General features: G+C 68.3%; 16 protein-coding genes and 1 tRNA gene. 5 read left to right on the top strand and 12 right to left on the bottom strand.

The window, feature by feature from the left end; all coding sequences use genetic code 11:
- Positions 1-2: 2 nt before the first annotated feature.
- Entirely contained in the window at positions 3-707 is a 705-nt protein-coding gene (locus tag B7K24_RS03815) for a hypothetical protein (protein WP_144268105.1), read from the top strand.
- A gap of 3 nt (positions 708-710) precedes the next feature.
- Here the strand turns inward: B7K24_RS03815 and B7K24_RS03810 are convergent, their stop codons facing one another.
- On the bottom strand, positions 711-1,724 hold the full coding sequence (locus tag B7K24_RS03810; protein WP_084129236.1) for a tocopherol cyclase family protein: 1,014 nt from the start codon (positions 1,722-1,724) through the stop codon (positions 711-713).
- 54 nt (positions 1,725-1,778) lie between these two features.
- On the opposite strand from B7K24_RS03810, the gene B7K24_RS03805 reads away from it, so the two are divergent.
- The gene (locus B7K24_RS03805; protein WP_084128812.1) at positions 1,779-2,357 is read left to right on the top strand and encodes a dienelactone hydrolase family protein; all 579 of its coding nucleotides are present in this window, start codon (positions 1,779-1,781) and stop codon (positions 2,355-2,357) included.
- On the opposite strand, the gene B7K24_RS03800 is transcribed toward B7K24_RS03805, so the two are convergent.
- The gene (locus B7K24_RS03800) at positions 2,354-2,605 is read right to left on the bottom strand and encodes a hypothetical protein (RefSeq protein ID WP_084128811.1); all 252 of its coding nucleotides are present in this window, start codon (positions 2,603-2,605) and stop codon (positions 2,354-2,356) included. The genes B7K24_RS03805 and B7K24_RS03800 overlap by 4 nt on opposite strands.
- A 97-nt stretch (positions 2,606-2,702) precedes the next feature.
- On the opposite strand from B7K24_RS03800, the gene B7K24_RS03795 reads away from it, so the two are divergent.
- On the top strand, positions 2,703-2,930 hold the full coding sequence (locus tag B7K24_RS03795) for an RNA-binding S4 domain-containing protein (RefSeq protein ID WP_200808268.1): 228 nt from the start codon (positions 2,703-2,705) through the stop codon (positions 2,928-2,930).
- Positions 2,931-3,111: 181 nt separating this feature from the next.
- On the opposite strand, the gene B7K24_RS03790 is transcribed toward B7K24_RS03795, so the two are convergent.
- The 4 genes from B7K24_RS03790 to tmk form a co-directional block, all read right to left on the bottom strand.
- Positions 3,112-3,187 (bottom strand) — tRNA-Thr (locus B7K24_RS03790).
- Between the two features lie 41 nt (positions 3,188-3,228).
- Entirely contained in the window at positions 3,229-4,779 is a 1,551-nt protein-coding gene (locus tag B7K24_RS03785; protein WP_084128810.1) for an alpha/beta hydrolase, read from the bottom strand.
- Between the two features lie 63 nt (positions 4,780-4,842).
- Entirely contained in the window at positions 4,843-5,985 is a 1,143-nt protein-coding gene (locus B7K24_RS03780; protein ID WP_084129235.1) for a DNA polymerase III subunit delta', read from the bottom strand.
- Positions 5,982-6,638, bottom strand: a complete 657-nt coding sequence (tmk, locus tag B7K24_RS03775; protein ID WP_084128809.1) for a dTMP kinase — start codon at positions 6,636-6,638, stop codon at positions 5,982-5,984. Before tmk ends, B7K24_RS03780 begins: the two co-directional genes overlap by 4 nt.
- Positions 6,639-6,795: 157 nt before the next feature.
- On the opposite strand from tmk, the gene B7K24_RS03770 reads away from it, so the two are divergent.
- The gene (locus tag B7K24_RS03770) at positions 6,796-7,383 is read left to right on the top strand and encodes an SGNH/GDSL hydrolase family protein (RefSeq protein WP_159449132.1); all 588 of its coding nucleotides are present in this window, start codon (positions 6,796-6,798) and stop codon (positions 7,381-7,383) included.
- Between the two features lie 36 nt (positions 7,384-7,419).
- Here B7K24_RS03770 and B7K24_RS03765 read toward each other — a convergent pair whose 3' ends face one another.
- Together B7K24_RS03765 and B7K24_RS03760 are read right to left on the bottom strand one after the other, a co-directional pair.
- On the bottom strand, positions 7,420-20,526 hold the full coding sequence (locus B7K24_RS03765) for a PA14 domain-containing protein (RefSeq protein ID WP_144268104.1): 13,107 nt from the start codon (positions 20,524-20,526) through the stop codon (positions 7,420-7,422).
- Positions 20,527-20,986: 460 nt separating this feature from the next.
- Positions 20,987-22,003: a Gfo/Idh/MocA family protein gene (locus B7K24_RS03760; RefSeq protein WP_084128807.1), complete on the bottom strand. Its 1,017-nt coding sequence runs from the start codon at positions 22,001-22,003 to the stop codon at positions 20,987-20,989.
- 88 nt (positions 22,004-22,091) lie between these two features.
- Here B7K24_RS03760 and B7K24_RS03755 point away from each other — a divergent pair, with 88 nt between their 5' ends.
- Positions 22,092-22,727, top strand: coding sequence for a DUF998 domain-containing protein (locus tag B7K24_RS03755; protein ID WP_084128806.1), 636 nt, complete (start codon positions 22,092-22,094; stop codon positions 22,725-22,727).
- Between the two features lie 3 nt (positions 22,728-22,730).
- On the opposite strand, the gene B7K24_RS03750 is transcribed toward B7K24_RS03755, so the two are convergent.
- From B7K24_RS03750 to B7K24_RS03735, 4 genes are read right to left on the bottom strand one after another with little or no spacing between them, the layout of a single operon-like run.
- Positions 22,731-23,618: a hypothetical protein gene (locus B7K24_RS03750; protein ID WP_084128805.1), complete on the bottom strand. Its 888-nt coding sequence runs from the start codon at positions 23,616-23,618 to the stop codon at positions 22,731-22,733.
- Complete coding sequence (locus tag B7K24_RS03745; RefSeq protein WP_084128804.1) at positions 23,615-24,148, bottom strand: sigma-70 family RNA polymerase sigma factor; 534 nt, start codon at positions 24,146-24,148, stop codon at positions 23,615-23,617. The genes B7K24_RS03750 and B7K24_RS03745 overlap by 4 nt, the downstream gene beginning before the upstream one ends.
- Before the next feature lie 56 nt (positions 24,149-24,204).
- The gene (locus B7K24_RS03740; RefSeq protein ID WP_084128803.1) at positions 24,205-25,581 is read right to left on the bottom strand and encodes a hypothetical protein; all 1,377 of its coding nucleotides are present in this window, start codon (positions 25,579-25,581) and stop codon (positions 24,205-24,207) included.
- Positions 25,578-26,114: a sigma-70 family RNA polymerase sigma factor gene (locus B7K24_RS03735; protein ID WP_084128802.1), complete on the bottom strand. Its 537-nt coding sequence runs from the start codon at positions 26,112-26,114 to the stop codon at positions 25,578-25,580. Before B7K24_RS03735 ends, B7K24_RS03740 begins: the two co-directional genes overlap by 4 nt.
- Positions 26,115-26,133: the final 19 nt, after the last annotated feature.

The following is a 26,133-nucleotide window of genomic DNA, read 5'->3' as shown; positions in this document are numbered from 1 at the left end:
ATGTGACGATGGAGACCCCGCGCATCGAGGCGCCCGTGTTCCACGCGCCCCGCCTGAAAGGACCCTCGATGCGACGCCACCTCATCGCCACGCTTGCCGTCACGACGGCGCTGCTGTGCGCGGGCTGTGGCGCAGATTCCGCGGAGGACGCGGCACCCTTGGCCGCCCCCGGCGCCACCGAGATTGCGCCGAGCACCGATCCGGCGGGCATCTACTGGGATGCGGTCGCGAACATCGAGACCGAGGTCGACGAGATCATCTCCGTCGCGATCGGGCAGTCCTTCCACGATCGCGTGGGCGGTCAGGACACCTCGGTCGCGCTGTCCACGGTCGCGTCGACCGATCTGGGCTGGCCGCTGGACGCCGGCTTCGAGACGATCCCTGAGGCGTCGAGCGACGAGGAGGTCCTCACCTCGGGCGCCGACGATCCCGCCTCCATCGGCGACCACACGGCCGATGCCACCCGCGCCGAGGCCTTCCTCCGCTTCGGCTCCGAGGACTCGCGCGACTACGCGCGCGACTTCTGCCGAATCGTGGCCGAGGGCACCCGCGCCGAGTTCATCGCGGCGGTGGCCGATGCCTCGGATGCGTCCCGTACCGATCTCGCCTCCCCCGCCGCGTCCGGCGCGGAGCTCGCGCCCGTCGTGTGCCCCGAACTCACCGACGAGTACTTGGGCGCCCTCCGCGAACTCGGCTCGCTCGGATAACGCTCACCCCAACTGGGCGACGTCCCCGTGCACCTCGAGGCCCGCGGCCTCGCCCGTGTCGGCAAAGATGACGTCACCGCTGGCATTCACCAGCTCCACATGCACGCGGGCGTCGAGGGTCTCCTCGACGCGCTTGTGCATTTGAGTGCGGATGGGCGCATGCAGCAGGCCACCCCGGCGGCGCTCGGCACGCAGGCGCAACTCCATTCCAGACCGAGCCTTCATACGCCAGGTGATGGTCGCATCGGCCGCCTGAAGTGAGGTGACGCGGGCGCCGGTGTAGGTCGCGAAGCGGTGCAGGTCGTCGCCCATCCTCAGTCCCACGATGAAGCCCGCGAAACTGGCGCGTCCCCACGGGATGCGCGCGATCGAGGCGGACAGGCTCACGTCCGGGCGCGAGAAATGGTTGGTCTGCATCCAGATGTACGCCTGCGGGAACGCGCGGCCCCAGTCCTTCTCGAGGTAGCCGCGTCCGCCGTCGAAGTTCAGCTCACGGCCGGCGAGGGTCAGCGTGCCGGCGAGGTCGTGGCCGAACGAGACGAGCCCGTGATAGCACTCCATGACCGGCACCCACGCGTAGCGGCCCATGACACCGGGCTCGGTCAGGGTCACGGGCCAGGGATCGAGCGGGCTGGTGAAGCCCACGCGGCCGGCGAGCCGTGGCCCGTCGAGGTCCACGTCGATGCCTCCGACGCCGAAGCGATTGCGCCCCACCGCGACGTTGAACTCGCGCGCGTCGGCAAGGAAATCGGTGACCGGGAACGACTCGTACCAGGACTCGCCGGTCGAGCCGTCGAGGACCTGGACGAAGGCCTCGTCGGGCGCGGTCGCGCCGGGACCGCTCAGGAAGATGCCGGGGATGAGGGCGATCCGGTGGGACCGGTCCGCGCTCACGAGCTTGACGTACCAGCCTTCAAAGAACCCGCGTCCACCCTGGTAGGAACCGTGATAGCCGTTGGGGTGGAGCGTCGCAGCGAAGGTGCGCGCGGTGCGCGTGAGGGAGCCGGGGATGCCCATTTCGCCAGCGTACGTGCGGTTGCGGATCGTGGATAGTGCGACGACGATGGGCCGATGGCTCAGATACTGCTGCTGCATCACATCCAGGGACTGACCGACGGCGTGCGCACCTTCGCGGACTCGCTGCGCGCTGCCGGACACACGGTGGTGGTACCGGACCTCTTCGACGGCCACACGTTTGACACCATTGAGGACGGCTTCGCGTGGGTGCGCTCGCAGGGCTTCGACGAGGTCCGCTCCCGCGGCTTGCAGGCGGCCGATGCCATGACCGGGCCGGTGGTGTACGCCGGGCTCTCGTTCGGGGTCACGATGGCGCAGCGGCTCGCGCAGACGCGCCCCGACGCCGCCGGGGCGCTGTTGCTGCACTCGTGCATGCCTGTCTCGGAGTATTCGGAGGCGTGGCCCGCGGGCGTGCCGGTGCAGATTCACGGGATGACGGGCGACGAGTTCTTCGACGAGGACCTGCCCGCGGCGAGGGCGCTCGTCGAGGGCGCCGGCGATGCTGAGCTGTTCGAGTACGACGGTTCCACCCACCTGTTCACCGACGCGTCGCTGCCCGACTACGACGCGGCTGCGACATCGCTCGTGATCGAGCGGTCACTGTCGCTGCTCGAGCGGGTCGAGTCGCCTTAGCCCCTGAGCTCCGTCTGCGCGCGGGCGAGCCAGGCGAGCGCGCGGACACTCTCCCAGGAGCCGGGCCTGAGACCATCGGCGGTCGACGCGGCGCGCGCGAGCAGGGCCGCGGCATCGGGCGTGTCCTTGGCCGCGAGCGCGAGCACCGCGAGCGCCTCCACGCTCTCCCACGTGCCCGCCTTGAGCTGCTCGGCGGCAGACACTGCGGTGGCGCGCACCGAGGCGCCGGGGTCGTAGCGAGTATCCATCCTCACCTCCGTGGCGGGGGCGCGGTTGCTCCCTGACGGCATCGTGGCACGCGGCGGCCGCCTGCGGAAGGGGCTGTCGCGCAGATACGATGCGACTATGGCGAGACCCCAACCGATCGACGACGTATCCAAGGGCGAGGGCGTGCTCCGCCTGGGCCAGTTCCTCCAGATGGCGGGGCTGGTGGACTCGGGCGGCGAGGCCAAAGAGGTTATCCGCGAGGGCCTCATCACTGTGAATGGCGAAGTCGATGAGCGCCGCGGCCGCCAGCTGGCCGTGGGCGATGTCGTGGCTTTCGGCGGGCGCCGAGCGCGCGTCGCGGAGTAGCTCGCCCCGCTTGCGCCCTGCGCGCGCTCGCTTGCCAGCGCGCATGCTTCGTGGGAGGCGCTGAGCGCCCGCTCTTTGCGAAAACCGGGCACTGAGTGGCTCCCAGGAGACACGCCGCGTGAGTGGTGGCGCGCGGACCTACGCAAAAGGCCCCGATCCGCGTGGATCGGGGCCTTTTCGATGGAGCCGCCTAAGGGAATCGAACCCTTGACCTATTCATTACGAGTGAATCGCTCTGCCGACTGAGCTAAGGCGGCGTGCACCCCCGTGAGGAGGTGCGGTCCACCATGATAGCGGGTCAGCAGCGAGTTCCCGAATCCGGCAACTCTCCGTCGACGAGGAAGCCGTCGACGCTGTCGATGACGCACTGGTTGGAGCGGCCGTACGCCGTGTGCCCCTCGCCGTCGTAGGTCACCAGAGGGGCGTCGAGCTGGGTCGCCATCGCCTCGGCCCACGCGTACGGCGTGGCCGGGTCGTTTGTCGTTCCGACCACCACGATGCGCCCCGCCGCACCCGCAGCGGCCGCCTCCAGCGAGTCGACGATCTCGGCGTCCGAGGCCGGCCAGCCCTCGCAGCCGGTGCCCGAGGCGAACCACCATCCGAACGTCGGCGACGCCTCCTCTGCCTCGGCCGTGAACTCCTCAATCTCGGCGTAGGTGACCGGGTCCTCCTCGGCGCTGTCGGCGCAGTTGACGGCGGTGAACGCCCAGGTCGAGTTCGTCAGGTAGGTGTCGGAGGCCGCGTCGCGGTCGAAATACAGGTTTGCCAGTTGGTACATGATGGCGCCCGTGCCGGTCGTCTCGATCTCCCGGAATCCCTGGGTGAGGTACGGCCAGGAGTCCTCCGAGTACAGGGTCACGATGATCCCGTACAGCAGCAGGTTGCGGTTCAGCGGGTAGGTGCCGAGCGTGCGCAGCGGCTCGTCGAGCGCCTGATTCAGGAGCGCGGTGGTCTCGGCGAGGCCCTCGTCAACGGTGTCGCCCAGCGGGCAGTCGCCCTGGTCGATGCACCACGAGAGGTAGTTGCGGTAGGCGTTCTCGAAGCCCCCAGCCTGACCGAGCGTCAGCTCCTGACCGTCCATCTCCACGTCGAGCGCACCGTCGAGCACCATCCGACCCACGTTGTCGGGGAACACCTCCGCGTAGGTGGCGCCCAACTGCGTGCCGTACGAGAAGCCCAGGTAGTACAGCTCGTCGTCGCCCAGCACCGTGCGGATGACGTCCATGTCGCGCGCCGCGCTCACGGTGTCGACCTCGGTGAGGAAGTCTCCCGTCTCCTCGAGGCAGCCGGCCCCGAACTCCTCGGTGCGGGCCACCTCGGCGTCCACGTCGTCCTGGCTCTCGATCACCACGTCGGACATGTAATAGTCGTCGATCACGCCGTCGGGGCCGCACTGCACGGGACTCGACTCGCCCACCCCGCGCGGATCGAAGCCCACAATGTCGTACGCGTCCAGCAGGTCGTCGCCCGCGATGGTCGCCAGGTACTCGGTCATGTCGAGACCCGAACCACCCGGACCGCCCGGGTTGATGAGCAACGAGCCGAGGCGTTCGGCGTCGCTGCGGGCCGGGTGACGGTTGATCTCGAGGCTGACCGTCTCGCCGTCGGGCTCGTCCCAGGTCAGCGGCACCTGCAGCGTGGCGCATTCGAGTTCGCCACACGCACTCCAGTCGACGTCCTGGAAGTACACCGCGGGCAGGTCGCTCGCTTCCGGAGCGGCCGATGCCGTCGCGCCGCCCGTACCCGTCGCCTCGTCCGTAGGGCTGACCTGGGTCTTGTCGGGGATGCAGGCGGTGAGGACGAGCAGGCTCGCCGCGGCGAGGGCCACGGCGCGGAGCGGTGATCTCATGGCGTCAGCCTACGGGGCGCGAAGGACGTTCCGGGGGCGCTCCCGTCACGGGCTCCGCGCGGCTCAGGCTGCGGTCCGGGGACGCAGCGCGAGCGCCATCGCCTCCAGGGCGAGCACGGGCGACACGTTGCCGGCGAGGCGCTTACGGGCTTCGGCCAGGGCGTCGAGGCAACGCAGGGTGTCGGTGAGGTGCGTGCGGCCCGCGAGCTGCTCGATGTGCCCGCGGTGCGACTCGTTGACGAGCGCCTGGCCGGCGCCCACTTGGATGACGGACACATCGCGGTACAGGCTCATGAGGTCGATCAGCGCGCGGTCGAGCACGTCGCGCTTGTGGCGCGTGGCGCGGCGCTTCTGGTCCTCCTCGAGCTGCTTGACCTGGCTGCGCAGCGCGGGTGGGAGGCGTCCGCCGTCGTCGGCGCCGAGGGTGCGCAGGAGCTCGTTGCGCTCGGCCACGTCGCGCTCCTCGGTGGCGGCCTTGGCGTCCTCCTCGGCCACGGCGACGAGGTCGGCGGCGGCGAGGACGGCGTCGCCTACTCCCCTGATCTCGGTGGCGAGGGCGAGGATCTGCTCGCGGCGGGCGCGGGCATCGGGGTCGCGGGCCAGGCGGCGGGCGACGCCGATGTGGCTCTGGGCGGCGTAAGCGCACTCGCGGGCGAGACCGGGGTCGACGCCGTCGCGCTCCACGAGGAGACGGGCGACGTCCTCGGGGTCCGGCACGCGCAGGCCCACATGCCGCGAGCGCGAGCGGATGGTCACCATGACGTCCTGCGCGCTCGGCGCACATAGCACCCATACGGTGCGGGCCGGCGGTTCCTCGATGGACTTGAGCAGCAGGTTGGTGGTGCGCTCGGCCATACGGTCGGCGTCCTCGACGATGATGATGCGCCAGCGCCCCTCGGAGGGGCGCGACTGCGCGGTCGCCACCAGGTCGCGCACCTCGTCGATGCCGATGACGACCTTTTCGGTGGCGAGCACTGTGACGTCGGCGTGAGCGCCGGACAGCGCCGTGGTGCACGCGCGGCACTCGCCGCAGCCGCCCTCCGTGCACTGCAGCGCGGCGGCAAACGCCCGCGCTGCAACCGACCTGCCCGAGCCAGGCGGGCCGGTGACGAGCCAGGCGTGGGTCATCGCCTCGGGCCGCTCGGCGGCCGCGCGCAGCGGCGCGATGGACTCCTGCTGACCCACCAGCTGGTCCCAGACACTCACGGCGTGCCCCACGGCTCGAGGCCCTCCGCCGCGGGTGGGACGACGATGCCCACCTTCACGAGGGCGGCGTCCACGGCCGCGGCGACGTCGACCGCTACCTCGTCGATGGTGCGCGCCGCATCGATCACCGCGTAACGCGCCGGGTTCAGCCCGGCGCGCTCGAGGAACGCCTGGCGCATGGTGGCCTGATGCTCGGCGGTCTCGCGCTCCACGCGGTCGAGCTCGCGGTCCAGGCGCTCGGCCCGCGGTTCCATGTCCAGCACGATCGTGAGGTGCGGCACCAGGTCCTCCGTCGCCCAGCGGGAGATGCGCTCCACCTCGTCCCCCAAGCCACGGGCTCCGCCCTGGTACACGACGGACGAGTCGATGTAGCGATCCTGGATCACGATCCCACCGGCCTCGAGGGCCGGGCGCACCTTGGTGGCGATGTGGTGCGCGCGGTCGGCGGCATACAGCAGGGCCTCGGCCCGCGGCGCCACGTGGTCTCCGTGCATGATCGCCTGGCGCAGCTCCACGCCCAGCGCCGTGCCTCCCGGCTCACGCGTGACCGTGATGTCCCGGCCCGCGGCACGCAGGTGCGTCGCGAGTCGGTCGATCTGGGTGGTCTTGCCCACGCCGTCGCCGCCCTCGAACACCACGAAGAAGCCGCTCATGCGACCAACCTACCGGCGGGTACCGACACCGGCGCACGGGGCTGTGGACGTGCGGGGGCCAGCCACGGCATCGGCCGGACGAAAAAACTGCGGCGAGCCCCTTGAGGTGCCGATAGGACTGGGGAGACACTGGTCACTGAGGGGTGACATGAGACGCGTGGCGATTCTTGTGGCGGCGATGATCGCATCGCCGCTCGCGGCGTGCGCGCCCGAGCCTCCGACCGCCGTGTTTGTGGGCGATGGGGCGACGCTCGTGGCACCGACCGATGCGCCCTCGTGGGTGGATTCGGTTTCCGCCTCGCAGGGATGGGCCGAGATCAACGCGGGCTGCTCCGACTCGGGCTACACGCAGCGCGGCACGGTGTGCATGGCAACGTTTCGCGAACAACTCCCCGCTCTGGTGGTTGACGAGCCCGATGTCGTCGTGGTCTCTGGCGGCCTGTCCGACCTCGACGCGACACCGGGCGAGATCCGCGCGGCGGTGCGCGCCACGTACGTCGAGGCACGCGAGACGTTCCCGAAGGCGACCATCTACGCGGTGGCGGGCCTGGCCAGTGGCCCTTCGGACGCGGTCACGGTCCTGGATGATGCCGTCGCCGAGGCGGCGGCCTCGGTGGGCGCCGTCTATGTCGACGTCAGCGAGCCGCTGACCGACCCCACGCTGGTGGCCGATGACGGCTCGTTGACCGCGGCGGGCCACGCGGCGGTCGCGGAGTTGACGTCGAATGTCATCAGCGCGAAGTAGCCGACGGGCCGGCGCGCACGCGGTCCCGACGGCGCACTACACGACGGGCGTCGCCCGCCAACCGCTAGCGGGCCCACCACCCGTGTAGAGGAAGCCGCTTCCCACCACACCCGCAACGCCGGACGAGCGCGGGGCCGGGAGGCTCGTGAGCTGCGTCCACGCCGCCGTTGTCGGGTTGAACGCCTGCACGGTAGCCGTGTCGGTCGTGTGGTTGAGCTTGCCGCCGATCACCACGATGCGACCGTCCAACACGATCGTCGAACTGGTGTGGTGGTTCACGGCGCTCGGCATGGGTGTGGACGCCGACCACGAGTTCGACGCGGGGTCATAGACGAACACGTCGTCATGCGCGACGGACGGACCGTCGTGGCCCGTCTGTCCCCCGATGATGTAGAGCTTGCCTCCGACGACGGCCGATCCCGGGTGGTTGCGCCCCTCGGGGATGGCTGCCGCGGTCACCCACGACGTCGCGCCATTGGCGATGTCGAGGGTCCAGTGGTCGACGGGTTCCGTGGTGCGCGCAAGGTTGGTGCCCGACACGAAGTGCAGCTTGCCGTTGAGGTACTCGAGCGCGCCGGAGGCTCGCACCTGGGGCAGGTTAGCGAGCCGGGTGTACGCGTTGGCCGACACGTCGTACTTGTAGACCTCGACGGTACCGAACATCTGCCCCGAGGAACCGTTCTGCGAGATGTAGCCGCCGGCGAGATAGATGTCCTCGCCGTCCGTCGTGATGCCGGCGTGCGTGGCGCCAGTCCCCGGCCCACCGTTGCCGGCCAGGTAAGGCAGCGGCGCGATGGCGGCCCAGGCGTTGGTGCCCGGGGTGTACTTGTACGACCTTGAGGTAGGCGTCGAACCCGCCACCTGCGAGTCAAAGCCTCCAAATTGGTAGAGCACGCCCCCGACCATCTCGCCTTGCGCCTCGGACACGCTGTACTGCTGGTTCGCGATCGCGCTATAGGTGAAGGTGTTGGCCGCAGGCGTGCCGCCGCCGGACGAGGCCTTCACGATTTCGATCGCGGACACCTTCGGCTGGTCAACCGTCGAGACAAGCGAGATATTGAGCGTGCCGTCGACGACGGAGACGGTGTTCGTGGTGGTGTAGGCGGTCATCGGCGCGACCTGGGCGTTGAGGTCGAGGTTGACGATCTCCGTGGTGCCACCTTCGAAGTTCACCGAGAACACTCGCTTGCCAGTGCCGCCCGCGCCGCCGCCGGTGGCGCCGTGATAGATCTCGGCGAAGTGCATGGTGACGTTGTAGCCTCCCGAACCCGAGACAGGAATGGCGTAGTTGATAGTCCCAGGCGAGGCGGTGGTGCTCCGCTCCGTCAGATACAGCACGTCGTCGGTGGTGTTCGCGATCTGCGTCACAGCGCTGTTGGTGTACGTCTTGGTGTTCACACCAGTGACGTAGGGCGAGTCCGCGACCCAGGTGTTGCCGCCTGTCGTGACCGTGGGTCCACCCGCGTTGATGCGGATGGCGGGCACGTCGACGGCCGACGTGTCGATGGCCGTCGCGGCTCCCGGCGTGGCGTTGCCCGTCGCGTCGAGGGCGACAATGCGGTAGAAGGTGGCTGCCGCGCTCGGGGCGCCGGTGTCACGGAAGGTGGTCCCCGTGACCACACTGGTACCGCTGGCCGAGGTCCACGGTCCGGCCGCGAAGGCGGAGCGCTCGACGCGGTAACCCATGAGGTCGGCATCGGCCGAGGCCGCCCAGGTGAGGTCCACCCCGCTACTGTCAGCCTCGCCCGTGGGCGCCGCGGGCGCCGCCGGCGCCGTGGCGTCCGGAGTCACGGGCAGCACGTTGGTGACAAGGTAGACGTTGTCCTGGAAGTCACAGTTGGTGGCGCCCACACCGCACTGGCTGACCGAGCTCACGTAGTCGTGACCGACCCACCAAGAACCGGGCACCACGTCGCCGTCGACGTCCTTGAACGGCCAGGTCTTCACCGCCATGTAGTCCGTGCGGTTGGTCGACTGGCCACTCACGGCCATGTCAAAGGTCGCGGCGGGGTTGTTCAGGGTGAGCGTGACGGGGTTGCCGGCGCCGGTCTTGGGGAACAGCGACTGGGCGTCGAGTCCCGTCATCGACACCGAGTTGTTACCGATGCGCAGGGTCTCGTTGCCGCCCTGGCCGTGGAACGAGGCGAGCTGCACCGCCTGCACGGGCTTCGACGAGTCGAGCCGCTTCCACAGGGTGGAGCGCACCTCATCACCGTTGAGCGGGGAACCGTGGTTCTCCGAACCGTTGCCCAGGCCCAGGTCCTCGGCACCCACAAACGTGTCACTCTTGAAGAGGTCGACGACCTGGCCCAGGCTCAGTTCATTGCCGCCCTCGGGCTGCGCCATGTATCCGGCACGCAACTCAATCACGGTGGAGGCGGCGCCCACGGCGCTTGAGGCGAGTGTCAGCGAGGCCGACCGGATGCCCTTGGCGCCGCCCGAACCGATGAACCGGACGGTGAGGTCCTGCGACTCGCCGGGCTCGATGATGAGCGGCAACGTGGGCGCATTGACCAACTGGAACTGGCCGGCCTGCCCGCCGCCCAACGTGAGCGCGGTAATGCGCAGGTCCTTGGCGCCCGTGTTCTCGACCTCGACGGTGGCGCTGTCGTAGGAGCGATACAGGAGGGTCGGCGTCGCACCCGTCGACATGGTGCCGCTGTTCATGCGGTGCATGGTGAGCACGTCGTCGTAAAGGCCGGGGATCGGGTCGCCGTTGGGCTGGTGGGGGATCTGGGTGTTTGTGAGCTCGAGCGTTCCGCCGATGTCCAGGACCGTGAACGCGATCGTGCGGGTCGACACACGGTCCTCGGAGTCGGTCGCCTCGAAGACCACCTCGTACTCGCCCGGCTCGTCGAGCGTGAAGGGTGCGGTGTAGTCCACCGGGGTGGCGCCGTCGATCGAGTACGTGAACGACTCGATGGACGCGCCGGACGCCGCCAGTGCCTGCGCGGTCACCTCGACCACGCCACCGTCGTAGTGGTCCGCGATCGCCGCACCGTTGCCGGAGATCGTCAGGCTCGGTGCGCTCAGCGCGGTTCCGGCGATGGTGACCCAGTTGACCTTGGTGTTGATACCCGTGGGCGTCAGCGTGAGTTTGCCGTCGCTCACCAGCACCTCGGCACTGCCGCTGGCAAACGGTGTCCCGGTGGTGGGCGTGAAGCCCTCGATGAGCGGCTCTCCCTCAGCCGCCAGACCGTGCACCGAGTCGGTGTACTCGCCGTCACCTACCGAGGCGGTGACGGTGTAGGTGCCGTTGGCGAGGGCGTACTCCCAGGTGCCGACGGTGCCGCCGGCAATCGTGGAACCCGTCGTCGTGACGTTCTGCATCAGGATGAGTCCCTGCTGCAGCGGGTTGCCCGCGGGTGTGGCGCGCAAGCGCGTCATGGACGAACGGTCGAACGGTGCGTCGTTGACGAGCCAGCCGTAGCCCGTGGTGTCGTTGTACGCCGCGCCCGTGTCTGCCGTCCATCCGGCGGGCACGGATGCCGTGGAGGGACGGAAAGTGACCTGAGCGGTGGTGGTGGGCTCGCTGGGCTCGAGCCCATCGCCCTTGATCGACACCCAGTTGATCTTGGTGTTGCCCTCGGTGGCGTTGTCCACCACGTCGCTGTAGTCGGTAGAGACGGTCAGCCGGCCATCGGTGACCTCGACCGTGCGCACGCCCGTCTGGAAGGGCGTGGCCGTCGTGGGGACGAAGCCGTTGATGATGGGCTGGCCCTCGACGTAGACCCTGTGCGTGGAGTCGAGGTAGTTCGCGTCACCGACGGAGAGCGCAATCTCATAGGTGCCGTTGGGCACCTCGTACTCCCAGTAGCCATCCGTGTAGGGCGGCTGCGTGACGTTATCCATGAACGCGTAGGTCTTCAGGCGCTCGTCGCTCGGGTACGCGATGCCGCTGAGCGCGCCGGTGCGGTACCGGGTGGCGATGGTGCGATCCACCGGCTGGTCGTTCGCGGCGTTGAGCCAGCCGAACCCTCGCTCGGAGCTGAAGGCTCCGCCCGTCTCCGCGGTCCAGCCCTCGGGCACGGGGGCCGATGCGGGCTGGAAGTTGACCTTGACCTGCGCACCATCCGAGGGGTCGTCGCCGCCGGGGTCGGTGACCGTGAGCGGGACGATGTCGATGAAGCCGATCTTGGTGTTGACACCTCCGCGCGGGTCGATCGTCAAGAAGCCGTCGGCAACCTCGACCGTTGCGGTGCGGATGCTGTGGCGCGTCGCCGAGCCCGCGACGCCGCTGGGGACGAAGGCGGGGACAAGCACCTCGTTCTCGGCGTTGATCACGTGAGATTCGGGGTCACTGTTCACGGCAGGGTCGCCGACTCCCACGGTCACCTCGTACTCACCGTTGGGAAGCTGAATCTCCCAGTACCCGTCGATGTTGGTGCCGTTGAAGGTGCCGGCCACGTCGGACGGCTGCATGTGCATGAAACTGTCAAGCCTCATGTCGGGCTGGCTGGTGCCCCGGTCGCGGGCATTGCCGGGTGTGGTGCCGCCCACCGAGAGGTTGACATCGTCCTCGGTCGTCAGCGACTTCCATCCGTAGGTCAGCCCACTGCCTTGATCTGCACCCGTGCGGCTACCGAATGCCTGGCCGAAGTCACGGATGTAACCGGCCGCAAGATCGCCCGATGCGGTGGTGAAGTCGACCTTGATGGCGTCGCCACCCGAGCCGGTGTCCGTCACGGGCTTGATGCCCGAGACCAGGAAGACGTAGTCCTGGTAGTCACCGTTGTCGGCATCCTCGAACGCCAGGATGTAGGTGTTCGCGATGCGTACTCCGTTGCGGTTCTCCGCCGGGTAGATGCGGGCGCGGTGCGCGCTTCCGGCCGGGGAGTTGAGGCGATCCTCGGTGTAGCCGTAGCGGGTGAAGTACGGCGAGTAGTAGTAGAAGCCAAACTCGTCCACGGCAGGATCGAACTGCATCACCGACCCTGGCGTCGTGGCCGGCAGGAGGGACTGGTAACCGGCGCCACCGGTACCGTTCATGGCACCGAGGCTCACCCGCTCGGCCGCACCGCCGTCACCGGTGTACCAGCCGAAGCTCACGGTGTCCGGCGGGGCGTAATGTGCAAGCGCCTTCCACGTGACGGGGCCGGTGCCCGACTTGGTGAACAGCGGCTCAAGCACCTCGTCGCCCCTGGCGGCGGGATCCATGCCTCCGGCGAGCGTGGTCCAGCCCACGTTGACCTCGTAGCCCAGCGTGCCCAACACCTGGTCGAGGGTGGGCTCATTGCCGCCTTGAATTCCGAACATAGCGAGGCCAAACAGCGGCACCGTCACGCTCGACGACGCGGTGGCGAGGACCAACTGCGCGGCCTTCTCACCCGCCGTGGAGTTGGGCGTGAATCGCACGGTAAACGTCGCCGAGGCCCCCGGAGCCAGGCTCGCCGGCACGGTGCCTTCGATCGCGAACTCGGCAGCGTTCGTGCCGCCGATGCTCGCCGCGAGGCTCTGCGCCTCGCTCGACTCATTCGTCACCGTGATCGACTCGGCATCGGTGCGGTGAGCGGCGGTCGTCGACGCATCGATTGTTCCGCCGGCCCTCACTGCGGAGAAGACCAGCTCATCCTTGTTCGAGGTCACCTTCGCGGCCTGCTGGCTCGCTGGCACTCGCAGCAGGAACAGCCCCTGCGAGCTTCCCGCACGGTCGTACTGGTTCACGTAAAGGTTGCCGTTGCGGGTGTCCTCCACGACCTCGAGCGGGTCGTTGAAGCCGCCCACGCCGCCGATGGTGCTGTTCGGGACGCCGGTGATGCCCACCTCCGTCTGGGCTCCGAGTATGGCGCCCGTGACAGGGTCGGCCTGAAGGAAGATGAGGTCGTTGTTGTTGGAGAAGCGCACCACGATGATGCGGTTCTCGAGTTGGCCACCGAACGTCTTGCTCTGATATTCGATGGTCCCGTTGGGGCTCTTGTTGTACTCGAAGTCGTAGGCGACACCCTTGTAGTGCGACTCGGGCAAGGTGCCCAACGGATACTTCGAACCGCCCTGGCCCGCCCACTGTGGCGGGTTCGCGGGGTCGTTGCCCTCGTGCAGCACAAACTCGCAACGGGTGGGGTTCGGGTGACCGTAGTAGCCGCCCTCGACCACGTCGTAGAGGTGGTCGCGCTGAGTCGGGTGGTTAGAGATCGCCGGAACCGAACGCGGCACGTAGGTGGGGTCGCGATCCTCGCGTGCGAGGCACGCGGCGGTGACATCCTGACCGTTGACGGAGCTAAAGCCGGGGATGCCCGCGGCCGCGACGCGGGTCCACGTGTTGGTGGAGGCGTTGTAGGTCACGCCTGGCGAGTTGCCGCCTCCTGCCGTGCCGTTAGTCGCGACGTAGATGTGCCCGTTGGAGTGGTAGGTCAGGTCGTACGCATTGCGGATTCCGGTCGCGTAGATCTGCAGCGCGGCGTCCTCCGCCCACGGGTTGTAGGGGCTCGCGGCGTTGTAGCCATTGCGCGCGTCCTCACCCGAGTTGCCCGACGGTGCCGTCTGCACCAACAGCGGGTTGTCGCCCTCAGCATCAGCCACCGCCGCCTGCACCCGCGGGTGCTCGGTGTCGAAGTGGAGCAGTGCAGCGGTCAGCAGTTGCTCGCCTCGCTGACCCCATGAGTTGTCGAGGTCGCCGGCAGCCTGGTTCGAGCCCTGCAGGACGTAGATGTCCCCGCCGGGTCCGTACACCATGGAGTTGGTGAGGTGGTCAGACTGCGAACGCGGAAGGCCCGCGAAGACCTTCTTCTCGTTCTCGAGGTTGGGCCCGCTCAGCAGGCTGATACCGCTGATGAACTGGTTCTGCTCATTGCCCACGTTGGCAGAGGTTTTCGTGACCCACACTCGGAGGTCGCCAGCGGTACTGGACTCGTCGAACAACAGGCCGACCATCGCGAAGCCCTGGTAACCCAGGTCCGTCATGTTTGACAGGGCGCCGGTCTCCTCGTTCACGTCGAAGCGGAACAGGCCCTGTCCGATGGTGGTGCCGTACAGGCGCTCGTCCGGGCCGAAGGTGAAGGAGGCCCAATACTTGTTGACGTTCGGGAGGGTGATCTGCACCTTCTCGAAGGCCACGTTCGTCAGCGGCGTGAACTCCTCACCGCCCACGATCACTCCGTCACCGGTCGTAAAGATCGACGTAAACGGCACGAAGGGGAGCCCGAAGAGGTCCTTGACCTCGGAGCTGACGGTGAACCGGTACGTCGTGTTCGGCGCGAACTCGCCGTCCGGATCGAAGTTGATGGTGTCGTTGCCGCCCGAGGTGTTCACGGAACCGGGCACCTCCGCGCCCGTGGCCACGTTGAAGACCTTGACGTTGCCCGGCATCGTGGTGTCGTCCACGCCGCCGCCAGCGTGAACGCGAGCGAAGGTCGCTGCGACACCGCCGGTGACGTCTGCGTCGGTGGAGCGGTTGAGCGGGTTCACGACATCGATGTGGGGGCGATCCACCTCGAGCCCCACGATCTCGACGTAGGCCATCTTCGTGTTGAACCCACCCCGGGCGTCGATGGTGAGGCGGCCGTCATAGACGCCTACCTCCGTGGTCACGGTCTCGAACTCATCGGCCGCCGAGCCCTGGAACCCTTCGATGGCGACCGACCCCTCGACGTTAATCACGTGGAGGGAGTCATACTCGGTGGCACCCATCTGGTCGCCTACCGCGACGGTGACCTCATAGAGGCCATCGGGAACCTCGATCTCCCATGCGCCCGGAGTCTTGACCCCATTGGTGCCGTTGCCACCGTCCACGTCGCCGTACTGCATGTGGATGATGGTGTTGAGGTTCGGGTCGATGCCTGGGCGGGCCCGGTCGCGGCCGTTGCCGACGAGGGACAGCTCGTGACCATCCGCGTCGACCCAGCCGTAGCTCAGGCCCTCGCCCTGCGTGGACCCGGTGCGCTCACCGTAGGCCTGGCCCCAGTCCGCCACGTATCCCGCCTGCGGCACGCCGCCCGTCGCGAGGAAGTCAACGCTGATATCGGTCGTGTTGGGAACGCGGGGCGTCGCGTAGACCTCGTTGGACGGGTCAGACGCGTTGTCCCAGTCGTCGACCGCCACCACCTGATAGAAGTACGTCGTGTTGTTATCAACAAAGGTGTCGGTGTAGGTCGGCTCCGTGATGAGGTCGCCACCCGACACGACCACACTGCCCGTGTAGGCACCGGTCTCGAGCGACCGGTAGACGCGATAGCCGGCCAGCGCGACGTCGTCGACGGGGTCCCAGGTGAGGACCACCTCGGCGTCTCCCGACTGCACCTCAAGGTTCTCCGGTGCGTCCGGCGGAATGGTGTCGTTCACGACGACGAGGATGGCGGCGACGATGCTCGACGCGCCGGATTCGTTACCGGCGCCATCCACCGCGGTGATTACGTAGTAGTAAGCGGTGTTGGGCAGGAGCGTCGTGTCCTCGAACTCCGTGCCGGTCGCCAGCAGCGTGGTCAAGAGCTGACCGTTTTCCGGCGTCACGCCCGGCGTGGTGCTGCGGTACACGTTGTAGCCCACCACGTCGCTTGAGGCGGACGCGGTCCAATGCACCGTGATGCTGTCGTCCCCGATGCTGACGTTGGGGCTCGTCGGGGCGCTGGGCGCCGTGGTGTCTGGGGCTTCCCAGTCGACGATCAGCTCGGCTCCACCACCTGCCTGCACCCACGTGATCTGAATGTCGTGCTCACCTGCCTCGAGCGGCACCGCGAAGGTGGCGGTCTCTCCCGCTGTCCAGCCGTTCGCCTCGTAGACGACCTCACCGTCGATCGTCATGGCGATGCCGTCGTCGTGACGCACGGAGAACTCGTAGGTGCCGGCCTCGGCGACCGACAGGGTACGGGCCGCCGTCGCCGAGTAGTACGTCGCGGGAACGCCGCTTGTCGGCGCGGTGCCCGCCGGCAGAGACTTGTCGAGGTTAGCCACGCACTCGGCGGCGATCGGAGATCCTGCCGCGTCGGTACCGACGTAATAGGACAGCACCCAGTCATCCTCGGTGCACTCTTCCTGCACCGCCAGCGCCCAGTCGAGAACGAGCTCGGCCCCGTAGCCACGCTGGACGTACTCGACGGTGATGTCATGGCTTCCGGCGGTGAGCGGAACCGGCACGGCACGTGCGATGCCTTCGCTCCACTGCGTCTGGGCGTAGACCTCGACGCCATCGATCAGGAGGCGCACGCCGTCGTCATGCGTCACGGAGAACACGTATGTGCCCGTCTCGGCGAAGTCGACCGTGCGGTCGAAACGCGCGGAGTAATAGGTAGCGGGCACTCCGGCGAGCGGGCTCTCGCCGGTCGCGAGCGAGCGGTCGAGCTCCGTGAGGCACTCCGAGCCAATTGGCGAGCCGGCCAACTCGGTGCCGGTGAAGTAGTCGACGGACCATTCGGAGGCGTCACACACGGCATCGTCGACCGTGTCCCAACTGAGGATGACCGTGGCGTCGTAGCCTCGCTGGACATATTCCACGACGATGTCGTGCTGCCCAGCATCGAGGGCGACGGGTACGACGCGGGCCATACCCTCGCTCCATTCGCTCGCCTCGTACACGACCGTGTCATCGATGATGAGGCGCGCGCCGTCGTCGTGCTCGAGAGAGAACACATAGGTGTCGGCCGACGCGATCTCGACGGTGGTCGAGAAGCGAGCCGAATAGTTCGCGCCGGGGACGCCTGCCATCGGCGACTGGCCAGTACCGAACGTCTCGTTGATCTCCTCAAGGCACTGCGATGCGATCGCGGGGCCCGCGAGCGCCGTGCCGGCGAAGTACTCAGCGGTCCACTCGGAGGCGTCGCACAGCACGTCCTGAGCGATCGCCCAGTCCAAGACCAGGGTCGAGGCCAGGCCAGCTTGGACGTGCTCGATGACCACATCATGGGTACCCGCCGTGAGCGGCACGGGGACGGCGCGTGCGGCGCCGCCGCTCCACTCGTTCTCGTCGTACACCGTCTCGCCGTCGATGATGAGGCGCGCGCCGTCGTCGTGCGTGAGGGAGAAGACGTAGGTGCCCTCAGCGGCGATGTCGATCGTTCCCGAGACGCGCTCCGAGTAGTTGTTCGCGGGGACACCCGGCATCGGGGCCTCGCCCGCTGCGAAGTTGCGGTTGACCTCGGTCAGGCACTCCGACGCCAGCGGAGTGCCCGTGAGCGTGGCCCCGAGGTAATAGGCCACCGACCACTCGCCAGCCTCACACAGGGCGGTCTCCGTGAGCTCCCAGTCGAGCACCAGGGAGGCGCCATAGCCGCGCTGGACGTACTCCACCACGATGTCGTGGTCGCCGGCGGTCAGTGTGACCGCCACGAGGCGCGCCTCGCCCTGGCTCCAGTTGTCGGCGTCGTAAACGACGTCGCCGTCGATGAGCAGCCGCGCACCGTCGTCGTGAGTCAGCGCGAACACGTAGTCACCGGCCTCGGCGAACTCCGCGGTCGTCGAGAAGCGTGCCGAGTAGTCGGTGGCGGGGACTTCGTCCGCGGGCGATTCACCGCTCGCATACGTCTGGTTGATGACGCTCAGGCAGTCCTCGGCGATGCGCGGACCGGCCAACTCGGTACCGGCGAAGTACTCCACCGCCCACTCCGTCGCCGCGCACTCGACGGGATCGACGACCTCCGCCACGGTGGCGGATGCCGCTGCCGACGCCTCCGACTCGAGGTCGTCCTCGCCCACGGCGACGACCACATAGAAGTACTTGGTGCCGGGCACCGCGGTGGTGTCATCGAACTCGGTCTCGGCAATCGCCGAGCCACCCGACAGCGGCGTTCCATCCGTGGCCACCTCGCTCGAGGTGCCGCGGAAGACCTGGTAACCCACCGCACCGGCCACCGCATCCCACTCCACCAGGATGCTGTCGGCATCGGCCGTCGCGGTCACGTTCGCGGGTGCGTCGAGGGTCGGATCAACGACCTCCGCCACGGTGGCGGACGCCGCCACCGACGCCTCCGACTCGAGGTCGTCCTCGCCCACGGCGACGACCACATAGAAGTACTCGGTGCCGGGCACCGCGGTGGTGTCATCGAACTCGGTCTCGGCAATCGCCGAGCCACCCGACAGCGGCGTTCCATCCGTGGCCACCTCGCTCGAGGTGCCGCGGAAGACCTGGTAACCCACCGCACCGGCCACCGCATCCCACTCCACCAGGATGCTGTCGGCATCGGCCGTCGCGGTCACGTTGGCGGGCGCATCCGGCGCCACGGCCGCGGCGGGCACCTCGACAGACTGCTCGGCCGCGGCGCTCGACTGGGGCGCGCTCGACGAGGCGGCAACGACCGTGTAGTAGTACGTCTGGCCCGCCTCGACGGTGTCGTCGGTGTAGGTCGTGCCCGTGACGGGCTCGCCGGTCAGAGGCGTCTCGGTGGAGACGGGCGAGGTGGCGCTGCGGTACACGAGGTACTCCTCGGCGCCGGCGACGGCGGTCCAGCTCAGGTCGACCGATGCCTCGTCGGCACCCAAAGCGGCGGAGAAGTCGCCCGGAGCAGCAAGCGGGGCCGCCTCCACCTCGTAGATCTCGACGAACGAGAGCTTGGTGTTGACACCTCCGGTCGGTGCGATGGTGAGCTTGCCGTCCGTCACCTCCACCTCGACCACGCCCTGCTCGAAGTACAGCGGAGCGGCTCCGTCGAAGCCGTCGATCGCGGTCTCACCCTCGACGACGACCGTGTGGCTGCTGTCGAAGTTTCCGTCGCTCGTGTCACCCGCGGCGACCACGACGGCGTACGCGCCGTTCGGGACGTCGAGTTCCCACACGGCCTGCTCCGTTGACACCCCGTTAGTGCCGGGCGTGGGCGGAGGAACCGTCGTCGACTGACCGTACTGCAGGTGGATGATCGAGGTCAGGCGCCCGTCGGTGATGCCATTCGTGTTGCTCCTGACGCGAGTGTTCGGACCAAAGTTGAAGGGTGTCCCGTCGTCAGCGGTGATCCAGCCAAATCCTGCACCTTCGGAGTACGGGGCTCCGCTGTCGCGGATGTAGCCGCTCGCGAGCGCGCCACCGGAGGTCGTGAAGTCGTACTTGCCGACCAGCTCGCCGTCGGGCGCGGGCGTTGGCACCGTCGCCTCGATCCCGGTGACCGATTCGTTGCCGGCTTCGTCGACGGCGTGGATGGCGTAGACCCATTCCTGCCCGACAAACACGCGACTGTCAGTGAAGGTCGTGCCCGACACCAACTCATCGCCGCTGATCAAGTTCGCCGCTACCGGATCAACCGGAGAGCCCGCCGAGCGGTACACGCGGTAGCCCTCGACGTCGTCGTCGACCGACGGGGTCCACGTCAGTCCCGTCGAGTCAGGCTCGGCGTCCACGGAGAGGCCCTCGGGCGCCTCCGGCGGCACGGTGTCCAGTTCCGAGACGGAGAAGTCGGCAAACGCGAAGGGGACCGGAGTCGTGAGCGAGTCCATGTTGCGGCGGGTGGCGAAAACGCCACCGAACGCAGTTGTCGTCGGGTCGGAGGTGAGCTCGGGCAGGAGGCTGCCGTCCGAGAAGTTCGCGGGAAGCCCTACCTCGCCTAGCTCGACGGTGGCGCCCGCACCGATGGCATAGCTCGCATGCGCGGTGCCCGTGACCGCGTCGAGCGTGAGGGTCAACGTGACTGGCGTCGCGTCAGTAATCGGCACATTGGCCGACGTCACCTGGTCGTCGGTGGGCGCGGACGTGTCCATCACGCCGCCGATCTCACGCGCCAACTGGACCTGGCGGCTCGTGCCCGAGGTCAGCACCACGAGCTTGACGTAGTTGTCGTCGTCCGGGCCGAACCAGAGTCCACCTTGCGCAGAGTTCGTCGCATTGCCGGGCACCGTCATCGTCGTGCTGAGCTGGACCTTGGCTCCCGCGGAGGCCAGCGGGACACCGAAGGCGTTGTCCTGGGTGTTGCGGAAGCGGTCCGAGCCCGAAGTGCCCTGCAGCACGTACTGGATGCCCTTGGTCGCGTCGATGACGAGGCTGCCGCCCGCAAGGCTGACGAACTGAGGCAGGTAATAGCCCTGGTAAAGGCCATCCGGGTCGGCGCCACCGGCGCCCGTCGTCTGCTCAGACGTCGAGGGCTGCACCATCGTAAAGCCAAGATCACCGCCCAGCGCGTCGGCTCCGGCGTGCAGCCCCTCTTCCGTGCCATCGAACTCGAGCGACACGTCATTCGTCGCGACGAGCGCGTCGAGAGGGAGCGGCGAGTACGGGGATGGCCACGTGCTCACGTCCGGGTCGTACGTGAACGTGTGCGCCGACGCGGCGGGCGCTGTGACTCCCGTCACAAGTAGGGCCACAGCGGCAACTGCGGCCGCGTTCCACCAGCGGTGGCGCGACATCGAGTGGTGAGTTCCGGCGCGCATAGACGTGCTGTTCGACATTCCACTAGCCCCTCAGTAGTGAATCGACCGGCACTCACCAGCGAGAACCGGCTACCACATCACTCACGTGACCAGGTGTGACATACGTCACGTGTCGGTGTGATGTTCGTCACACTAACCGCTCTGTCGAGGTTCAACAACCCGAGCGAGACAACTTTTCGCGAACTTGTGGCACAAGCCCAAACGGACGTATGTACGCGAACCCCACAAACCTCCCGTGGATTACCGCGGCGCCGCTACGGGCACAAAAAGGCGGCGCCCCACTCGCGATGAGTGGGGCGCCGCCTGTCGCGTGAAGGTCGCTGCGTCAGCGCTCGTTGGGGTAAACCACGCCAATCTGCGCACGGACCTCGTCCATGATGCGCATGAGTTCCAGCGACTCGTCGAGCGTGTGTAGCGGCGACTCCGTGAGGCCGGCGGCGACTCCACGGGCAACCTCGGCGGCTTCCCACTGGAAGCCGTTCTCGGCGCGGCCGTCGTAGGTCCAGCTGGTGCCGTCGAGGCGACGCACGGTAAACCGGGTGGGGTTGTAGAAGGTGCCCTCGATCTCGATCGCGCCAGCGGTGCCGCCGATGTGTGCCTGGCACGGGGTGCGGCCGGCCATCGTGGTCGTGAGGCTCGCCTGGGCGTTCGGGTAGTCGAAGACCATGGAGACCTGGGCGTCCACACCCGCGTCGGTCAGCCGGCCCACCGCAGTGATGCTGTCCGGGCCACCGAGAATGTCGTGCGCGAAGGCGATCGGGTAGATGCCGAGGTCAAGCAGGGCGCCGCCGGCGAGGTCGGGACGCTTCATGCGCTCGACGTGCGCGATGGGCTGACCGTGGTCCGCCTGGACCGACACCACATCGCCGATCTCGCCGCGCGCAATCGCGGCGCGCAAGGCGTACATGTGGGGCAGGTGGCGTGCCCACATGGCCTCCATGACGAAGACGCCCTTGGTGCGGGCGGCATCCACGATCTGCTGGGCCTGGCCCTCGTTCTGCGTGAACGCCTTCTCGACGAGCACGTGCTTGCCCGCGTTGATCGCGAGGATCGCGGGCTCGTGGTGGTTGTTGTGGGTGGTCGCGACGTAGACGATGTCGACCTCGGGGTCGGCGACGAGCTCCTCATAGGAGCCGTAGGCCTTCGCAATGCCCTTCTCGTCGGCGAACGCCTGGGCCCGTTCCACGCCCGAGGCGGCGGCCACGGCGACCACCTCGGACTGCGTGTACTGGGTGACAGCGTCGGCGAGCTTGCGGGCGATGCCGCCGGCGCCGAGGATTCCCCACTTGTATCCGGGGGCGTCCATGGGGTTCGGGGCGGTGAAGGGCTGCGTTGCGCTCATGGTCCGAGACTAGTCACCCCAGCGCGACGGCTCCAACAAACCCCGCCCTGCCACCCATCCGCGAGTGACCCGTGTGCGAACCTCAGACATGCCCAGAACCGACCCCGTTGTCACGCTCGGACGTGCGGCGATCGTGGGTGCGCTGGCGTGGGTCGGCATCATCGCGGTGCTCCATCTGCTCCGCCCGGACCTCGCTCCTGGAGACGCGTACATCAGTAACTACGCCCGTGGCGACTGGGCTTGGCTGATGAGGCTCGCGTTCTTCCTCAACGCCGCGGGCTGGGTGGCCGCCGGCGAGGGCATGCGCCGCACGGTGCCGGGGCGGGCGGGCGTCACGCTCGCCGTCCTCGCGTGGCTCGGCGCGCTGGGACTTGTCATAGCTGGGGTGTTCCGCGCCGACCCGCTCGGCTCGCCGACCGTCAGCGCGGAGGGCTGGCTCCACTCACGCGGCGCCGGGCTTGCCTTCATCGCCCTCATCGCGCTCGGCTTCGCGGGCTGGCTCGCCTTCCGCGACACCACTATGTGGGGCCGATGGACACGGGTCTCCCTCACCTATGGCCTGGTCGCGAGCGGGCTGCTCGCCGTCTACCTTGTCTGGGCCGATGCCGTCGGCGACGGCTTTGGGTGGTGGCAGCGAGCGCTGGCGTTCGCGGTCATCCCGGCATGGCTCGCGGCGCTCGGCGCGCGGCTCGATCGCATCCGCTCCGGTCAGACGGAAAACTGAACGTCACTCGGGATGCACCGATGATCCCGCATCGTCGGGCATTGCGGTCGGTGCGGTCGTCGTGTTCGGCGGCAGGCTCGGGTCGACCACGATGGTCGCGAGCAGCACCCGCTCGTCGTCCGCGAAGGTCCCCCAATACTGAGCGACGAGCCGTGTGTCCTGAAAGTCGGCTTTCTCGGTAGCCTCGACGTTCTCCCACGTCTGGTCCTCGCCTTCGCATTCACCAATCCGCGCGACTCGCACTCCATTCGAGCCACCGCCGATCGGCCCCGCGATACCCGTCACTGTCGTGTCCTGCACGTAGCCCACCACCTCCTCGCCGTCGAGCGCGACGGTGGCGATGCGGATGGCGTTGACATCGCCGCTCACTCGCGCACTCCACACCTCCTCGCGGGGATCCCAGTCGTTGGTGGGCCCGTCGGGCCACTCCGAAACAATCGGCTCCGGCGTGGCTGGTGGGTCACCGGGCATGACGTCGTGGAGGGTCTGAGAGACGGCCTCCAGCAAGACGTCGCGTCCTAGCGCCCGGGCGTCGTGCACAGTGACACCTGGGTGCAGCGAGACCTGGTCACCACATCTCACCTCGTTGTCACCAGTGAGCAGGAGCGCGGGATCGCCCATGGGCGATGTCTCTGTCGCCTCGTACTCGTATGGGCCCGACGGCCGGGCGGGCTCCGCGCGGTCCACGAACAGCGGCGTCCACGACCACAGGCCCGCCACACCGACGGCCAGCCCCGCTGCGATGGACGACTGCGCGACGGCGCGCCGCCGGCGTCCGGCCCGGATGGCCGATGCCGTGGCCGCCACCCGCTTGTCGGTCGCCATGGCCTGGGCCACGCGGCGTGCGGTGCTGTCCGTGGCGCGCTGGACAGCATGGAACATGTCGCTCATCGCGCCCCCCTGTCCATGACCGGCGAGGTCTCCGCCTCTTCCGCGTTGAGACCGGCAACGGCGGCAAGCCGATCACGGGCCTCTTGGAGGTACTTCTTCACGGTGCCCTCTGACAGCCGCATCGTGTGGGCAATGTCTGCGAGCGTCAGGTCGTCGAAGTACCGCAGTGCGGCAACGGTGCGGACGCGAGGAGGAAGGGTCGCGAGGAGGCGGGTGACCTCGTCTTCTCCGACAATGTCGCTGGCGTGGTCGACAACGGGCTCCGCCCAGACGAACGAGGGGACCAATCGGCGCCAGGTTGCCTCACGGCGCACCCGGTCGACATGCAACGTACGCATGGTGGCACGCACATAGGCTTCTGCCGCACGTTCGTCACGGAGCCGACGGCGCTTCACGAACGTCTTCACGATGGCGGCCTGCACGAGGTCGTCGGCCTCGTGCGCCGAGCCTGTCAACGCGAGCCCGTACGAGGCCAGGCGCCGCCCACCGTCGCGCAAGACAGCCGCGACCAGGTCACTCGTGTCCGTCACTCGTCATCTCCCCCGCCCACATCCTAGAGACGGCTGAGAACACGCAAAGGGTGGGGTCAGCCTTCCGGATCCAGTTCAGGGATGGAGGGGACTCCCTGCACCACCGTGACGTCCGACATGACGGCCGTCCCGACCTCACCCTCGATTGAATCCGAATAGATCAGCCGTGCGCGGTAGTCGCCCGCCGGGATCAGGTCAGGCGAGCCGCAGTCCCAGACCTGGCTCAGGGCCACGAACCATCCAGCATCGTCGTGCGGGAGGTCGTCCCGTTCGGACCAGGCGGCATCGAACACCCACCGGTCTTCGCCGGACGACAGCACCAGCCGCGCCGGTTCACGCCCGAACTCCTCGACCGCGAGCCCCGCGTCGGGCCCAAGCGGTGCCGGGTAGCCGCCCACCAGGGCATCGTCACCGTAGCCATAGAGTCGCCCCGTCTCGAGAGTGCCCGGGATCGGCGCCAACGCCGCGGTTGAGGTGTCCTCCACGCCATCGTGTGCCGTGGCCTCCGCGGCGCCCAGGGTTGCCGGACAGGTAAATCCGCCTGCCAACATGACCGACCCAGCCGTCGCGAGGTTCTCCGGCACATCCGAGCCGGCCATCTGTGGGACCCCGGTGTACTCCAGGTCACCCCCGCTGACCACGATGGTCGCGAGCGCCGTCTGCAGGTTCGCCGACCACACCTGCGTCGCGAGCACGGGCTGGTAGGTGCCGTCGACGAGAGCGCCAGACGGGGCGCCGTTCGCACAGTCACCCGGCAGCGGGCTCCAAAGGGGCCCGGACTCCGCGCTGCCACCAGGACCACCACCTTCGGCCCCCTCGGCCACGCCGATGCCAACGATCTCGCCTGACCGCATCAGTAGCGGCACTGTCGTCGTCGAGATGCCCGCCCCATCCTGCCAACCCACGGCAGTCTCGAAGTGGTGGGCTTCATACCCCACCCAGATGGAGTCGGGGTCATCCACCACGGTGTCGTCGTCCAGCAACGACCGCGACGCAGCCGACACCTGCACCCCCGCCGACAGCACCGACGGGTCGTGGACCGTGACGCCCTCGGCGAGGTTCACCGCGGCGCCACAGATGAGCTCATTCGGCAGGCGTAGGTCGACAGGCACGTTATCGCTCATCCGCGCCGATCCGTCCACCGTGTACTCCGTCGCGCCCTTAATGTCGGGCAACTCGTACCGGGGCGTCGAGTCGACCGACGTGCCGGCCGGCCCCACGGGACCGGAGTCGCCCAAGGGCGCAAAACTCCACACCCCCACCGCGATCAATGCCACGCCCGCGACCACCCCGGCGCCGCCGAGCGCCCTCTGCCGCCGCCCACGGCGCACCCGCGCACCCAGCCCGTCCGCCACCTCGACAGAGGTGAGCCGCGAACCCGACCCTGCCGTCGCATCGGCCCCGATCCTGCCCAACTCCTCGTGAAGGTTCATGGCCGCTCTCCCTTCGCCACGACATCGGCCCGTTCGTCGATCTCGATATCCGTGCCCACCACCGACGCCATCCGGTCCAGGGCCTCGGACAGGTAGCGCTTGACCGTGCCGGTCGCGAGACGCATCTCGTGCGCGACGTCCGCCACGGGCAGGTCATCGAAGTACCGCAGCACCACGGCGGTGCGCTGGCGTGGGCTCAGCGACGCGAGGCCGCGGGCGACGGCATCGGAGGCAGCCACCGCGTCCGCGTGATCGGGCAACTCGCCCGCCCCGACCAGCCCTGGCGCCACGCGACGCCACCGCGCCTCGCGGCGCAGCCGGTCCAGGTGGAGGGTCCGCATCGCGGCACGGACGTAACCCTCCGCGGCTGCGGCATTGGGCAGGCGACGGCGCCGTACAAAGACCTTCACGATCGCGTCCTGCACCAGGTCCTCGCCCGCATGCTGCGACCCGGTCAGCAGGTACCCGTACGCCGCGAGCCTGCCGGAGGCGCGCTCCAGCAGGTCCGTCAGCAAGGCATCGTCGGCGTTCACCGCTCCCCTTTCGTCGGCA

It is taken from the genome of Demequina sp. NBRC 110055 (genome assembly GCF_002090135.1).
Taxonomy (GTDB): Bacteria; Actinomycetota; Actinomycetes; order Actinomycetales; family Demequinaceae; genus Demequina.
Note: the sequence above shows the minus strand (reverse complement) of the source record. Positions and strands in the feature narration are given on the sequence as shown.

Bases quoted from the DNA above. Each gene is read 5' to 3' on its own strand.
- B7K24_RS03810 (WP_084129236.1), bottom strand. From the start codon at position 1,724: ATGGGCATCCCCGGCTCCCTCACGCGCACCGCGCGCACCTTCGCTGCG.
- B7K24_RS03805 (WP_084128812.1), top strand. From the start codon at position 1,779: ATGGCTCAGATACTGCTGCTGCATCACATCCAGGGACTGACCGACGGC.
- B7K24_RS03800 (WP_084128811.1), bottom strand. From the start codon at position 2,605: ATGGATACTCGCTACGACCCCGGCGCCTCGGTGCGCGCCACCGCAGTG.
- B7K24_RS03795 (WP_200808268.1), top strand. From the start codon at position 2,703: ATGGCGAGACCCCAACCGATCGACGACGTATCCAAGGGCGAGGGCGTG.
- B7K24_RS03785 (WP_084128810.1), bottom strand. From the start codon at position 4,779: ATGAGATCACCGCTCCGCGCCGTGGCCCTCGCCGCGGCGAGCCTGCTC.
- tmk (WP_084128809.1), bottom strand. From the start codon at position 6,638: ATGAGCGGCTTCTTCGTGGTGTTCGAGGGCGGCGACGGCGTGGGCAAG.
- B7K24_RS03760 (WP_084128807.1), bottom strand. From the start codon at position 22,003: ATGAGCGCAACGCAGCCCTTCACCGCCCCGAACCCCATGGACGCCCCC.
- B7K24_RS03755 (WP_084128806.1), top strand. From the start codon at position 22,092: ATGCCCAGAACCGACCCCGTTGTCACGCTCGGACGTGCGGCGATCGTG.
- B7K24_RS03750 (WP_084128805.1), bottom strand. From the start codon at position 23,618: ATGAGCGACATGTTCCATGCTGTCCAGCGCGCCACGGACAGCACCGCA.
- B7K24_RS03740 (WP_084128803.1), bottom strand. From the start codon at position 25,581: ATGAACCTTCACGAGGAGTTGGGCAGGATCGGGGCCGATGCGACGGCA.